12 protein-coding genes are annotated in these 13,120 nt (G+C 73.3%); 8 read left to right on the forward strand and 4 right to left on the reverse strand.

Going from position 1 to position 13,120, the window contains the following annotated elements:
• The first annotated feature begins 3 nt into the window (after positions 1-3).
• Positions 4-1,398 carry a sensor histidine kinase gene (locus tag BIU94_RS14195; RefSeq protein WP_071261511.1) on the forward strand — a complete coding sequence of 465 codons (1,395 nt, stop codon included), beginning with the start codon at positions 4-6 and terminating at the stop codon, positions 1,396-1,398.
• Entirely contained in the window at positions 1,395-2,447 is a 1,053-nt protein-coding gene (locus BIU94_RS14200) for a hypothetical protein (protein WP_071261518.1), read from the forward strand. The genes BIU94_RS14195 and BIU94_RS14200 overlap by 4 nt, the downstream gene beginning before the upstream one ends.
• A gap of 673 nt (positions 2,448-3,120) precedes the next feature.
• Here BIU94_RS14200 and BIU94_RS14205 read toward each other — a convergent pair.
• A complete protein-coding gene (locus BIU94_RS14205; RefSeq protein WP_071261521.1) occupies positions 3,121-3,375 on the reverse strand; it encodes an acyl-CoA carboxylase subunit epsilon in 255 nt (84 codons plus the stop codon).
• A 13-nt stretch (positions 3,376-3,388) separates the two neighbouring features.
• Positions 3,389-4,984 carry an acyl-CoA carboxylase subunit beta gene (locus BIU94_RS14210; RefSeq protein WP_071261524.1) on the reverse strand — a complete coding sequence of 532 codons (1,596 nt, stop codon included), beginning with the start codon at positions 4,982-4,984 and terminating at the stop codon, positions 3,389-3,391.
• Between the two features lie 74 nt (positions 4,985-5,058).
• Here BIU94_RS14210 and BIU94_RS14215 point away from each other — a divergent pair, with 74 nt between their 5' ends.
• The 4 genes from BIU94_RS14215 to BIU94_RS17870 all read left to right on the forward strand — a co-directional run bounded on the left by BIU94_RS14215 (position 5,059) and on the right by BIU94_RS17870 (position 9,334).
• Positions 5,059-5,859: a biotin--[acetyl-CoA-carboxylase] ligase gene (locus tag BIU94_RS14215; protein WP_071261541.1), complete on the forward strand. Its 801-nt coding sequence runs from the start codon at positions 5,059-5,061 to the stop codon at positions 5,857-5,859.
• Positions 5,860-5,863: 4 nt separating this feature from the next.
• On the forward strand, positions 5,864-6,415 hold the full coding sequence (locus BIU94_RS14220; RefSeq protein WP_071261544.1) for a PH domain-containing protein: 552 nt from the start codon (positions 5,864-5,866) through the stop codon (positions 6,413-6,415).
• Between the two features lie 67 nt (positions 6,416-6,482).
• Positions 6,483-7,790 carry a UDP-glucose/GDP-mannose dehydrogenase family protein gene (locus BIU94_RS14225; RefSeq protein WP_071261548.1) on the forward strand — a complete coding sequence of 436 codons (1,308 nt, stop codon included), beginning with the start codon at positions 6,483-6,485 and terminating at the stop codon, positions 7,788-7,790.
• A gap of 8 nt (positions 7,791-7,798) precedes the next feature.
• On the forward strand, positions 7,799-9,334 hold the full coding sequence (locus BIU94_RS17870) for a hypothetical protein (RefSeq protein ID WP_071261554.1): 1,536 nt from the start codon (positions 7,799-7,801) through the stop codon (positions 9,332-9,334).
• On the opposite strand, the gene BIU94_RS14235 is transcribed toward BIU94_RS17870, so the two are convergent.
• Positions 9,301-10,488, reverse strand: coding sequence for a glycosyltransferase (locus tag BIU94_RS14235; protein WP_071261564.1), 1,188 nt, complete (start codon positions 10,486-10,488; stop codon positions 9,301-9,303). The two genes, BIU94_RS17870 and BIU94_RS14235, sit on opposite strands and share 34 nt — an antisense overlap.
• A gap of 48 nt (positions 10,489-10,536) precedes the next feature.
• On the opposite strand from BIU94_RS14235, the gene BIU94_RS14240 reads away from it, so the two are divergent.
• Together BIU94_RS14240 and BIU94_RS14245 are read left to right on the forward strand one after the other, a co-directional pair.
• Entirely contained in the window at positions 10,537-11,760 is a 1,224-nt protein-coding gene (locus tag BIU94_RS14240) for a polysaccharide pyruvyl transferase family protein (protein WP_071261567.1), read from the forward strand.
• Between the two features lie 106 nt (positions 11,761-11,866).
• Entirely contained in the window at positions 11,867-12,094 is a 228-nt protein-coding gene (locus BIU94_RS14245; protein ID WP_071261581.1) for a hypothetical protein, read from the forward strand.
• 18 nt (positions 12,095-12,112) lie between these two features.
• On the opposite strand, the gene BIU94_RS14250 is transcribed toward BIU94_RS14245, so the two are convergent.
• The gene (locus BIU94_RS14250) at positions 12,113-13,099 is read right to left on the reverse strand and encodes a GH25 family lysozyme (protein WP_083404850.1); all 987 of its coding nucleotides are present in this window, start codon (positions 13,097-13,099) and stop codon (positions 12,113-12,115) included.
• Positions 13,100-13,120: the final 21 nt, after the last annotated feature.

The raw sequence follows: 13,120 nt of genomic DNA on the forward strand, positions 1-13,120 counted from the left end.
CCGATGGCGATCGCGGCTGAGCCGGCGCCCGGGTTCGCCGGAGCGGTGGGCCCGGGGGCCGGCGCGCTGCGTCCCGCGGCCCAGCGTGCCGGCGCCCGGGCCGGTGCGGTCCCCGCCTCGCCCGGTGCGCCCGAGCACGGCCCGGTCCCACCGGGACTCGACGGCACGGCACCGTTCGGCGGCGACCCGTCCCGCAACGTCCGCACCTCGATCACCCAGGCGTCGGTCGAGCGCGCGTTCGCCGTGCTGCTCGCCATGGCCGCGATCGGCCTGGGGATCGTCGACGCGCCGGCCGTGCTCGAGCAGCTGCCCGCCCTCGACCCGTTCTGGGGACCGCTCGTCGCGCTCGCGCTCGGCGCCTCGTTCGTCTTCGTGGGCGTCTCGGCGTTCGTGCCGCGGGTCGCGCAGCTCGCGCAGATCGCCTGCGCGCTGCTGTTCCTCGTCGCGCTCGTCAGCTGGCCGGCCACCGTGCAGGACCCGATCCCGGCGGGGCAGCAGCCCTGGCCGTGGTGGTTCTGCACCGTCGGGTCGACCGCCGCGGCGATGGGCTTCGCCACGTGGCGCGCGACGATCTACACGGCACTCGTCCCGGCGGTCTACGTGGTGGTGCGCCTCGCGCCGGTCGGCGGCGAGGTCGGGCTGACCCGCGCGCTGCTCGACGGTGTCTACACGGCGCTGCTCAGCGGCGCCGTCCTCGTCATCGCGGTCGTCCTGCGCCGTGCGGCCTCGGCCGTCGACTCGGCGCAGTCCACCGCCGTCCGCCGGTACTCGTTGGCGATCCGGGAGCACGCGACCGAGGTCGAGCGGGTCCAGGTCGACGCCATCGTGCACGACAGCGTGCTCACGACGCTGCTGTCCGCCGCCCGCGCGGACACCCTCGAGGCGAAGACGCTCGCCGCGCGGATGGCCCGGAACGCGATCGACCACCTCGAGGCCGCCGCGACGGACGGCCCCGGCGAGGCGCTCCCGGTGACCCTCGCCGAGCTCCGCACGCGGATCGGGGACGCCGTCGGTGCACTCGCCGCGCCGGTGCGCATCGTGCCGCCCCGGCCAGCGCATGCCGCGCCGCTCCGGCTGCCGGCCGCCGTCGCGGACGCCCTCGCCTCGGCGGCGCTGCAGGCCGCCGTGAACAGCGTGCAGCACGCCGGCGGACCCGACGTCGACCGCTGGGTCCGGATCGAGCAGCGCGGCGACGGCATCCGGGTCGAGGTGGGCGACGACGGGCGCGGCTTCGACGTCGCGGCGATCCCGTCCGAACGGCTCGGCGTGCGGCGCTCGATCATCGAGCGCGTCACCACCGTCGAGGGGACGGCCGAGGTGCACACCGCCCCCGGCGCCGGTACCCGCGTCGAACTGCGCTGGACCGGGGCAGCGGCCGGATCGGGGGCCTCCGCGTGAGGGTCTCGCTGCCGGCGAGCGTCGCGCTCGGCCTCGCCTCGCTCTTCTCCGTCTACCACCTGGTGCTCGCGCTGTCGTCGCTGTCCCGGGTCACCGAGGTCGGCCCCGTCATCACCTGCATGGTGCTGTACGCCGCGGCGACCGGCACGGTGCTGTTCGTGCCGGGCAAGGTGCTGCCGGTCTGGAGCGCGTGCTTCGCCCTGGCGACCGCGCTCGTGATGCCGGTCGTGTCGGCCCCGGTCGTCCGCGAGATCACCCCGGGTGCGGGCTACGTCACCTGGTGGATCGCCGCGGTCGGCACGCTCATGGTCGTGCTCGTGGTGCGCGGCCGCGGCCCGTTCGCCTGGGTCGGTGTGCTGTTCCTCGCCGTGCACACCATCGCGTGGGCCGGGCTCGACGCCCTCGGGTCGCTCGGCGTGCTCGGCAGCGTGGCCTGGGTCGCGATCGCGACGGTCTTCGCCGCGGCGATGAGCCGGGCCACCCGGAACACCCGCGAGCTCGTGCGCGCCGAACAGGAGACCGCCGACTGGCAGGCCGCGCAGGACGCCCACGTGTTCGAGCGGCAGTTCCGCCTGCGCCAGACCACCCGCATGGCCTTGCCGATGCTGCAGCGGATCATCGACTCGTGCGGCGACCTCGACGAGGCCGACCGCGCCGAGTGTCTCAACCTCGAGCAGGCGATCCGCGACGAGATCCGCGGCAGGTCGCTGCTCTCCGACGACGTCCGCGACGAGGTCATGCAGCTGCGGCGACGGGGTGCCACCGTCCAGGTGCACGACGACGGGGGACTCGACGACCTCGACGCCGAGGACGTCCGACGCATCCACGCGCGCATCGCCGAGGCGCTCCGGCAGGCCCGCGACGCCGACAACGTCATCGTCCGCACGGTGGGCGAGGGCGCCGAGGCCGCGGTGACGGTCGTGGGCCTGCGGCTCGACGTCGCGGCGAGCGAGTCGGCCGCACTCGGCGCCGGCATGGACGACGACGACGGTGACGAGGACGACTCCGTGGCGCTCTGGCTCGAGATCCCGCGGCACGAGACCGTCTGACGCGGGTCGCGGCGGCGCGGGGTCGCGCGGCGACTGCGCAGATTCCGACACGACACGAGGTGATCGACGCGTGGAGCGTCGGACATGCGCACGCATGCGGTGCGTGCGCATGTTCCGACACGACACCAGGTGATCGACGCGTGGATCGTCGCGAAGGTGGTGCGCGCCGCAGGGTACCCGAGACAGCGGACGCGCTGCGGGGGCGGCCGGGGGGCGCGTGGCAGCGCTGCCACGGGCCTCCCGGCCGCAACTTGGTCGCGCCGGGCCGGCGCCGACGGCTGACGCGACCACCCCGACGACGCACGAGGTGATCGACGCGTGGACCGTCGCGGAGGGGTGCGCGTGCGAACGCCCCCGGAAACGGGGAACGGGCCGGTCGGAGTCCGACCGGCCCGTTCACGACCCGAGGCTGAGCGACAACCCGAATGTCGCCCTGCCTCGATGCGGTCGATGGCGTCGTACCCTAGTCGGCCACCGACCTGCGATGTTCTTCAGAGAAGGACACCGAACACGTCAATCTTGCCCCCGCCCGCAACCCGTGTCAGTCATCATTTCGGGGGACAAATCAAGCGGATCTGGCCCGATTCCGCGTTCCCTGCCCCCCGATCGAGGGGATACCGACCGGGAAGTGCAGCCTGCAACGTGCTCACGGAGCACTCCCCGCAGGGGTACATCAGCGGAGCGACCGGCTCCAGGCGCCGCGGCCGTGGTCGAGCGGGCGACGCAGGCCGCGTGCGGATGACTCCCAGCCGGCCCGGGGCCGGTCGACGACCTCGGCACGACCAGCGGCCGCAGCCTCGTCGGCCTGGCGCTGCAGGACGGCGACGACGGCGGCGAGCTCCTCGGGCGAGGGGTCGCCGGACACCACGTGGACGTCGGCGACCGACGTCGGCTCGTCCGCGGGGACGGGAGCTGCGTGACGACCCATCAGTGCACGCCCATCAGAGGGGGATGTTCCCGTGCTTCTTCGGCGGCAGCGTCGCACGCTTGCCGCGCAGCGACCGGAGCGCCTTGATCACCGACACGCGCGTGGCGTGCGGCTGGATGATGCCGTCGAGCTCGCCGCGCTCGGCCGCCAGGTACGGCGACGCCACGTTGTACGTGTACTCGTTCGCGAGCTTCGTGCGCACGGCGGCGACGTCCTCGCCGGACTCCTCGGCGCGCTTGATCTCGGCGCGGTACAGGATGTTCACGGCGCCCTGACCGCCCATCACGGCGATCTCGGCGGTCGGCCACGCCAGGTTGATGTCGGCGCCGAGCTGCTTCGAGCCCATGACGATGTACGCGCCGCCGTACGCCTTTCGGGTGATGACGGTGACGAGCGGCACGGTGGCCTCGGCGTAGGCGTAGAGCAGCTTCGCACCGCGGCGGATGACGCCGGTCCACTCCTGGTCGGTGCCGGGCAGGTAGCCGGGCACGTCGACCAGGGTGAGGATCGGGATGCCGAAGGCGTCGCAGAACCGCACGAAGCGCGCGGCCTTCTCGCCGGCGTCGATGTTGAGCGTGCCGGCCATCGCCTGCGGCTGGTTTGCGATGATGCCGACCGTGCTGCCCTCGACCCGGCCGAAGCCGATGAGGATGTTCGGTGCGAAGAGCGGCTGGACCTCGAGGAACTCGCCGTCGTCGACGACGTGCTCGATGATCGTGGTGACGTCGTACGGCTGGTTCGTCGAGTCCGGGATGACGAGGTCGAGCTCGTGGTCGGCGTCGGTGGTCTCGAGCTCGGGGGCGACGTCGTACGCCGGCGCGTCGGACAGATTGTTGTCCGGCAGGAACCCGATGAGCGAGCGGGCGTAGTCGAGCGCGTCGGTCTCGTCCTCGGCGAGGTAGTGGGCCACACCGGAGACCGCGTTGTGCGTCTGGGCGCCGCCGAGCTCCTCGAAGCCGACGTCCTCGCCGGTGACGGTCTTGATGACGTCGGGGCCGGTGACGAACATGTGACTGGTCTTGTCGACCATGATGACGAAGTCGGTGAGGGCGGGGGAGTACACCGCACCGCCGGCCGCCGGGCCCATGACGATCGAGATCTGCGGGATGACGCCGGACGCCTGGGTGTTGAGGCGGAAGATCTCGCCGTACTTGCCGAGCGCGACCACGCCCTCCTGGATGCGCGCGCCGCCGGAGTCGAGGATGCCGATGATCGGCACACCGGTCTTCAGCGCGTGCTGCATGACCTTGATGATCTTCTCGCCGGCGACCTCGCCGAGCGATCCGCCGAAGACCGTGAAGTCCTGGGCGTACACGGCGACGTTGCGGCCGTGGATCGTGCCGACGCCGGTGACGACCGCGTCGCCGTAGGGGCGCTTGGCGTCCATGCCGAACGAGGTGGTGCGGTGCCGCACGAACTCGTCGAACTCCACGAAGGAGTTCTCGTCGAGCAGCTGCTCGATGCGTTCGCGCGCGGTGCCCTTGCCCTTGGCGTGCTGCTTCGCGATGGCGGCTTCGCCCGCGGCGGTCACGGCTTCGTGGTACCGGTCGCGGAGGTCGGCGAGTCGGCCGGCCGTCGTCGAGAGATCGGGGGTGTCTCCTGTGGTCACCCGCTCACCCTACCGGCGGCCAGGACGGGGTCGGTTGGAGGACCCCCACGGTTCCTGCCCGTACATTTGCGTGCATGTCCACACCCGCGTCGTCGTCCTTCCCCGTCACCGGCAGCGCGGTCCGGGCGTCCGGAGCGACCCTCGAGACGCCGGCGCGGACCGGTTCCACCAACGCGGACCTGCTCGACGTCGCGACCGCCCGGCAGCACGGGAGCGTCGTCGCCACGATGGACCAGACCGCCGGCCGCGGTCGGCTCGACCGCTCGTGGTCCGCCCCCGCCGGCGAGACGCTCGCCGCGAGCGTGCTCGTCCGGGCCGACCTCGACGACCGCGACCGCGGGTGGCTGCCCCTCGTCGCCGGTGCGGCGATGCGCGACGCCGTCGCGTCGGTCCTGCCGTCCGACGCAGCGGTCGTCGTGAAGTGGCCGAACGACGTGCAGGTCGCCGGCGACAAGGTGTGCGGGATCCTCTGCCAGGTCGCCACGGACGGCAGCGTCGTCGTGGGAGCCGGCGTCAACCTCACCATCCCCACCGACCGGTTGCCGACGCCGACGTCGACCTCCCTCCGCCTGGCGGGCGCGGTCGACGACGCCCCCACCCTGGCCGACGCGGTCCTGTCCGCCTTCCACCGGGCCCTCCTGGAGGCCGTGGTCGCCCTGGCCGCCGGCGGTCCCGCCGCCGAGACGGTCCGGTCCCGTGTCCGCGCAGCGTGCGGCACGATCGGTCGCCGCATCCGCCTCGAACTGCCCGACGGCACGGTCGAGGAGGCGGAGGCCACCGGCATCGACGACGAGGGCCGCATCACGATCCGGGATCGAGCCGGCGCGGCCAGGGGCGTCGCCGTGGGGGACGTCACCCACCTGCGGTATGCATGACGGCATGACCGCCGAGCCGCCGCCCGAACGCGTCGTCGCGCGCCTGCGACCGCACGCTCGGCGCCTGGTGCGCCCGGCCGTGTTCGTCGTGCTCGTGACCGCCGCCGGCGGGTTCGGCTTCGGCGTCTTCCAGGCCCAGCTCGCGTGGCTGAACGCCGTCGTGGCGGGCCTCGTCGTGCTCCTCGTCGTGGTCGGCGGCGCCGTCCCGCTCTTCCGGTGGATGTCCGAGCGGTACATCGTGACGACCCGTCGCCTGGTCGTCGTGCAGGGCCTCGGCACCCGCACCCGGCACGAGCTGCTGCACTCCCGCGGGTACGACGTCACGGTGCGACGCCGCGGGCTGCAGGGGCTGTTCCGCTCCGGCGACGTGCTGGTGTTCCCCGGTGAGGACCCGGCCGTGGTGCTCGCCGACGTGCCGCACGCCGACCTCGTCGTCGCCGTCCTGCACGACCTGGTGGAGGCGTACGAGGCCAGGCGCCGGCACCGCGAGCCGGACTGGGACGAGATCGTCGGCGGTCCGGACCACCGACCGCCGTGGGGCGACGTCCGCTCCTGACGGCGGGGGCCGCGCCGGGCGGCGGGGCCGTGCTGGCATCTGCGCGAGAAACCGGTAGCGTCTTCGCGTGCGTATCTCTGTGATCGGCTGCGGCTACCTCGGTGCCGTGCACGCCGCCTCCATGGCCAAGCTCGGACACGACGTCGTCGCCGTCGACGTCGACCCCGCGAAGATCGAGCGGCTCGCCGCGGGCGAGGCTCCCTTCTTCGAGCCCGGGCTGCCGGAGATCCTGACCGAGGCGCTCTCGTCCGGCCGGATCCGCTTCACCACGGACATGGCCGAGGTCGCCGGCGCCCAGGTGCACTTCCTCGCCGTCGGCACCCCGCAGGGCCCGACCGGTGCCGCGGACCTGACCTACGTCGACGCGGCCGTCGCCGCGCTCACCCCGCACCTGTCCGCCGGCGAGTTCGTCGTCGGCAAGTCGACCGTGCCCGTCGGCACCGCCGCGCGGCTCGCCGACGAGGTCTCGGCCGCCGTGCCGGGGGCGACGCTCGTGTGGAACCCGGAGTTCCTGCGCGAGGGCTTCGCGGTGCAGGACACCATCAGCCCGGACCGCTTCGTCTACGGCGTGCCGGACGGCGAGGACGGGCAGCGCGCCGTCGCCGCGCTCGACGAGGTCTACGCCGAGGCGCTGTCGACCGGCACCCCGCGACTCGTCGTCAACCTGCCGACGGCCGAGCTCGTCAAGATCAGCGCGAACGCGTTCCTCGCGACCAAGATCTCGTTCATCAACTCGATGGCCGAGATCGCCGAGGTCGCCGGCGCCGACGTCACCGCGCTCGCCGACGCCATCGGCCACGACGCCCGCATCGGCCGCAAGTTCCTGAACGCCGGCCTCGGCTTCGGCGGCGGCTGCCTGCCGAAGGACATCCGCGCGTTCCAGGCCCGGGCCGACGAGCTCGGCGTCGGTGAGTCGCTCGCGTTCCTGGCCGACGTCGACGCCACCAACCTGCGCCGCCGTGCACACGTCGTCGACCTCGCCCAGGAGCTGCTCGGCGGCGACGTGGCGGGCAAGCGCGTCGCGGCGCTCGGCCTGGCCTTCAAGCCGAACTCCGACGACGTCCGCGACTCGCCGGCCCTCGACATCGCCGCGCGTCTGCACGCCCTCGGCGCGACCGTCTCGGCGTACGACCCCGAGGCCGTCGGCACCGCCCGTCGGGTGCACCCCGAACTCGACTACGTCGAGCGCGCGTCCGAGGCGCTCACCGGCGCCGAGCTGGTGCTCGTGCTCACCGAGTGGACCGAGTTCCGCGAGCTCGACGCGACCACCGTGGCGTCGCTGGTCGCCAGCCCGGTCGTCGTCGACGGCCGGAACTGCCTGGACCGCGACGCCTGGACCGCAGCCGGCTTCACGTACCGCGGCATGGGGCGCTGAGGCACTCCGTGGCCCCCCGGGTGCGGCGCGTCCTGCTCGACGGCGTCCGCGGGCGCGACTGGGCCACCCCGGTCGTGCTCGCGGCCACCCTGTTCGTGCTCGTCGCCGCCGTCGCCCGGATCGCGTCGACGGAGCCGCTCAGCAGCACGGACGAGTCGGCGCACGTCGACTACGCACTCCGGGTGTGGCACGGGCAGCTGCCGGTCCTGATGGACGGCGTGCGCTTCCGGCCCGGCTTCGGCCACCACCCGCCCGTGCAGTGGGTCGCGCAGCACCCGCCGCTCTACTACGTCCTGCTCGCGCCGCTCGTCGGCCCGCTCGTCGACGGGGGACACCCGGTGCAGGCGGTCGTCGCGGCGCGCGTCGTGAACGCGCTCGTCGTGGCCGGGATCGTCCCCGCCGCGGCCTGGGCGGCGTCGCGCTGCTTCCCGGGGGCCCGTCGACTGCCCGCCACCGTCGCCGTCGTCTCGGCCTTCACCGCGGTGCTCGTCGTGCAGGCCGGCGTCGTCTACAACGACTCGCTCGCCGCGCTCCTCGGCGCCCTCGCCTGCGGCGTGGCCGGCGCCGCCCTGCGCTCCGGTCTCACACCGCGCCTGCTCGTCGGCGGCGCCCTCGTGACGGCCGCCGGCATGACCACGCGGCTGTCCTTCGCGCTCTGGCTGGTGGCCGTCGCGGTGGCGTTCCTGCTGGCCCGGACGGTCCGGCTCGGCCGGCTCCGGGGCGTGTGGGCCCGCGTGGTCGTCGCGCTCGTACCGGTGGCCGCCGCCGCGGCGGCGTCCGGGTGGTTCTGGGTGCGCAACACCATCGTCGCCGGGTCGTTCAGCGGTCGGCCGAAGCCGTGGCCGGGCTGGGTGCCCCGCGCCCACTTCACCGACGGCGAGGTGGCGACGAAGCCGTCCTTCTGGAAGCAGCTCTTCGCGCTCTACCGCGGTGCGCTCGACCTGCGCGACCCCGTGCCGTGGACGCTCCTGCTCGTGCCGCTCCTGCTCGTGGCGGTCGCCGCCGTGGTGCTCGTGGTGCGCCGCGCGACCGACCGGCGGGGGGAGCGTGCCGTCCGGTCCGCCGAGGCCTGGCCGCGCGCGCTCGTCGTCGCGATGCTCGTGACCGTCGTCGTGCTCTTCGTGCTCGTCGAGATCCGCTACATGGCCGGTGGCGGTGCGCCGATCAACCGCTACACGCTGGCGGTCTGGGTACCGATCGCCATCGCCGTGGCGGCCGGGCTCGGGGCGTCGCGGCGCGCGGCCGTGGTGCTCGTGCCGGCGTGGACGCTCCTGGCCCTCGTGCCGATCTGGTCGCTGCTGCACTTCGCGGGCGCGACGCTCGTGCCGCACTCGAGGACCCTGGTGCTCGGCGCGACGGTGCTCGCCGGCGTGCTGACCGCCGCGACGATCGTGCTCTTCGTGCTCGGCGAGCTCGACGGCCTCCGCCGGCGCCGGCAGGACGACACGACGGCGGCACCGACGACGGCGGTACCGACCGCGCCGGCGCCGACGGCGACCCCGGACGGGGATCAGCCGATCGCGTCGGACAGCACCGCGCGGTAGCGCTCGCCGATCCGCTCGGTCGAGAACTCCGCCGCCGACGCGACGGCCCGCTCCTGGTAGCGGGCGCGCGCGGCGTCGTCGGTGAGCACGCGCTGCAGCGCGGCCCGGAGCGCCGGGACGTCGCCGGGCGGCACGAGCACGCCGGACACGTCGTCCTCCACCACGTCACGGATGCCGGGCAGGTCGCTCGCGACGATCGCGGCACCGACGGCGGCGGCCTCGAGCAGGGTGACCGGCAGGCCCTCCTGGTCGCCGTTCGCTGCGGGGATCGACGGCACGGCGACGACGGTCGCGGACGCGAGGGTCTCGAGCACCTCGGTGCGGCCGCGCTGCCCGAGGAACGTCACGGGGAGTCCGGCCGCCTGCTGCTCGAGCTGCGCCCGGTAGGGACCGTCGCCGACGACGGTGAGCCGCCACGGCACGTCGTCGCCGAGGCCGCGGAGCGCCTCGACCAGGTTGCCGAAGCCCTTTTTCTCGACCAGGCGGCCGACGGCCACGACGTGGTGTTCCTGGGCGGGCACGCGGGCGCGGGTGTCGCGGGCCGGACCGAGGTCGACGCCCATCGGGATCACCGTGGACCGGGACTCCGGCACGCCCCACTCCGTCAGGCGGTCGCGCATCTCCGAGTTGACGGTGGTGACGTGGGCGGACCGCCCGAAGACCCAGCGCTTGAGCCGGACGAGCGGCGCGGCACGCAGGGCGTAGATGTCGCCACCGTGCGTGGTGACGACCACCGGCACGCCGGGCGCCGCGAGCGTCGCCACGAGCGCCTGCGGGATCGCCCAGTGCGCGTGGATGACGTCGGGCCTCGCCGACCGCACGACGCGGCGCACGGCGAGGTACTGCGCGAGCACGAGCGCCGGCACCTGCACGATCCGGGAACGCCGCTCCTTGAGGTTGTCGAGGATCGCGCCGTCGGCCAGGTCCTCGAACGCCTTCGGGAAGTACGGGAAGCGCCGGACGCCGACGTCGCCGATCCGCTCCGTCTTGGCACCACCGGGCACCCGGGGCGTGAGCACCATCGTGTCGAAGCCCAGGGCCTCCTGGTGGGCGAGGTCGAGCACGAACGCGGGCACGCCGTCGTCGGGGTGCGCCGGGAACGTCGAACCGAGGACGAGCAGGCGGGGTCGGGCGGTGTGGTCGGTGCGGGACATCGTGCCTTTCCGGGGGTGGCGGGGGACGGTCCGGTAGGCTCTCACCCCGTGCGCGTACTGATCCACAATAGCGATTCGCCCCACAACCGCGGGGACCGGGCGATCCTCGCCGGCAACGTCGAACTCGTCCGCCGCCGCTGGCCGGACGCCGAGATCGTCTCCCTGTCGCAGTACCCCGAGCGGGACGCCGCGTGGTTCGGCATTCGGTTCCTGCCGGTCTCGCCGTACAGCACCGGCATCGGCGACCTGTTCGCCCTGCTGCGTGCCGCCCGCGGCGCCGACGTCGTGCTCTGGGGCGGCGGCGAGATCCTCAAGGACTACACGAACAAGCTCGGCCTCGTGTACTGGTTCGGCAAGATGCTGCTCGTCCGCGCGGTCAACAAGCACCTCGTCGGGGCGTTCCAGGGCATCGGCCCGACCACCGCAGGCATCAGCAAGCGCCTCATCCGGGCCACCGTCGACCTGTGCAGCGCGTTCGCGGTCCGTGACGACGAGTCCCGCGAGAAGCTCCTGTCCTGGGGCGTGACGACGCCGATCGTGTCGTCCTTCGACCCCGCGGTGGTCGGCACCGTCACCACGCCCGACGCCGACGTGCTCGAACGCCTCGAGCGCACCACCGGCCTGACCGCCGAGCAGCTCGAGGGCTCGATCGGCTTCGGTGTCCGCCGCTGGTTCCACTACAAGCGCAGCGGCTGGATCCCCTTCCGGTTCCTGCCGAAGCGCTTCCGCCAGACCGGCGTCGACAGCGACAAGCTCGTCACCTACCGTCAGGCCGTCGCTGACCTGGCCGACCGCGTCATCGACCGGTGGGACGCCGACGTCGTGTTCTACCCGATGCACATGGAGGCGTCCGAGGGCGACGCCGCCTTCGCCCGCGAGGTCATCGCGCTCATGCGGCACGCCGACCGCACCCACGTGGTCGAGGCGGACGCGTTCTCGCCGTCCGAGTACGCGGGCCTGATGTCCCGCAGCCGGCTGTTCCTGGCGAGCCGCCTGCACTCCGCCATCGTCGCGACGATCGCGGGCGTGCCGGCCGCGGTGCTCTACTACGTCGACAAGGGACGGCTGTTCTTCGAGCAGATGGGGCAGCAGGAGTTCTCGAAGCCGATCGAGTCGGCGCTCGAGCCGACCTTCGTCGACGACGTCACCGCGCAGCTCGAAGCGCTCGACGCGGACCGCGACGTGGTGCGGCAGCAGCTCGCCGACGGTGTCGCCCGGATGGCGACGGCGCTCGACGCCGACTTCGCCGAAGCGACGCGCGACGTCCGCTGACCACCGGCACACGACGTGCGGCCCGCGACCGCACGCAGCTGACGGACGGGAGGCCCGTGGCGACGCCGCCACGGGCCTCCCGTCCGTCGACCCCTAGGCTGACGCCATGACCGAACGTCGTTCCCTCATCCTCGCCGGTGGCATCGTCGCCGCCGCCGGCGGCGCCGTCTCCGCCGTCGGGGCGCTGATCCTCGTCGTGTCCGCCGCGACCGGCGGGAGCTTCCCCTTCGGGGCGGCGTTCCTCGTCTTCGCGGGTGCGCCGGTCACCGTCATCGGTCTGGTGCTGCTCGCCGTCGGCTGGGCGACGGGCCGCCGGGCGCGGACCCGTTCCTGACGGGGCGCGCCGGCGCCGTCACTCCGTCTTCGCCGCGAAGCGCTTCAGGTAGGTGACGGAGTTCCGGTAGACGTCCTGGTCACCAGGCAGGGTGCCGCTCGACGCCCACTGCCAGAAGGTCCACTTCGACCAGCTGCGGCCGAGCGTGCCCGGCGTCGTGAAGTCGTGCACCGGGTACAGGGCCACGAACAGCGCGTTCTTCGAGAACTGGTTGCTGTTGTTCGTGCAGCGCTTCCACCAGTCGGTCGTCGTGTAGATCGCCGGGTAGCGGTGGACCTTCTTGTGGACCGTGTTCGAGAAGTCCTTGATCCAGTTGCGCATCTGGCCCCAGCTCAGTCCGTAGCAGGTGCCCTGCGCGGCGCTGCCGTACTCGATGTCGAGCAGCGGGGGGAGCGTCTTTCCGTCCTTCGACCACTGCCCGCCGTGCGCGAAGAAGTAGTTCGCGGTGGCCGCCCCGCTCGCTTGGCTCGGCTGCGCGTAGACGTAGCCACCACGGATCAGGTTGCGCTGCTTCGCGGTCGCGTACTGCTGCTTGTACGTCGAGCTGACGTACGACGTGCCCTCCGTCGCCTTGACGTAGACGAAGCGCGCCCCGTTCCGGTACGACTGCCGGAAGTTGACGCTCGGCTGCCAGGCGCTGATGTCGAAGCCCTGCACGCGGCCGGGCAACGGGCCGGACGCCTTCGCGGCGGCGGAGGTGCTCAGCGACTGCGCGCTCACCCCGCCGGGAGCGACACTGACGTGCGTCTCACCGGCGTGGGCGGCGATGCCGGCGCCCATGGTGTGGTTGCCGGTGCGGTCCATCTCGGCGATGGAGAGCTCCTGCTCCGGGGCGGCGGGAGCCGACGTCGTCGCGGCGGAGGACGCCGAGGGTGCCGGTGCGGTCGGGGCTGCCGGTGCGGTCGGGGCCGCAGCGGCGACCAGCGGCCCGCTGCCGAAGGTGATCGCTCCGGCGACGGCGGCAGCGGTGCCGAGTCCGATGAGCCTGGTGATGGGTGCGCGCATGTGGTCTCGTCTTCCCTGTCG

Origin of the sequence: Curtobacterium sp. MMLR14_006 (assembly GCF_001864985.1) — a bacterium.
Classification (GTDB): Bacteria; Actinomycetota; Actinomycetes; order Actinomycetales; family Microbacteriaceae; genus Curtobacterium.

Coding starts and splice junctions, on each gene's coding strand:
- BIU94_RS14195 (WP_071261511.1), top strand. CDS start 4: ATGGCGATCGCGGCTGAGCCGGCGCCCGGGTTCGCCGGAGCGGTGGGC.
- BIU94_RS14205 (WP_071261521.1), bottom strand. CDS start 3,375: ATGGGTCGTCACGCAGCTCCCGTCCCCGCGGACGAGCCGACGTCGGTC.
- BIU94_RS14215 (WP_071261541.1), top strand. CDS start 5,059: ATGTCCACACCCGCGTCGTCGTCCTTCCCCGTCACCGGCAGCGCGGTC.
- BIU94_RS14220 (WP_071261544.1), top strand. CDS start 5,864: ATGACCGCCGAGCCGCCGCCCGAACGCGTCGTCGCGCGCCTGCGACCG.
- BIU94_RS14235 (WP_071261564.1), bottom strand. CDS start 10,488: ATGTCCCGCACCGACCACACCGCCCGACCCCGCCTGCTCGTCCTCGGT.
- BIU94_RS14245 (WP_071261581.1), top strand. CDS start 11,867: ATGACCGAACGTCGTTCCCTCATCCTCGCCGGTGGCATCGTCGCCGCC.
- BIU94_RS14250 (WP_083404850.1), bottom strand. CDS start 13,099: ATGCGCGCACCCATCACCAGGCTCATCGGACTCGGCACCGCTGCCGCC.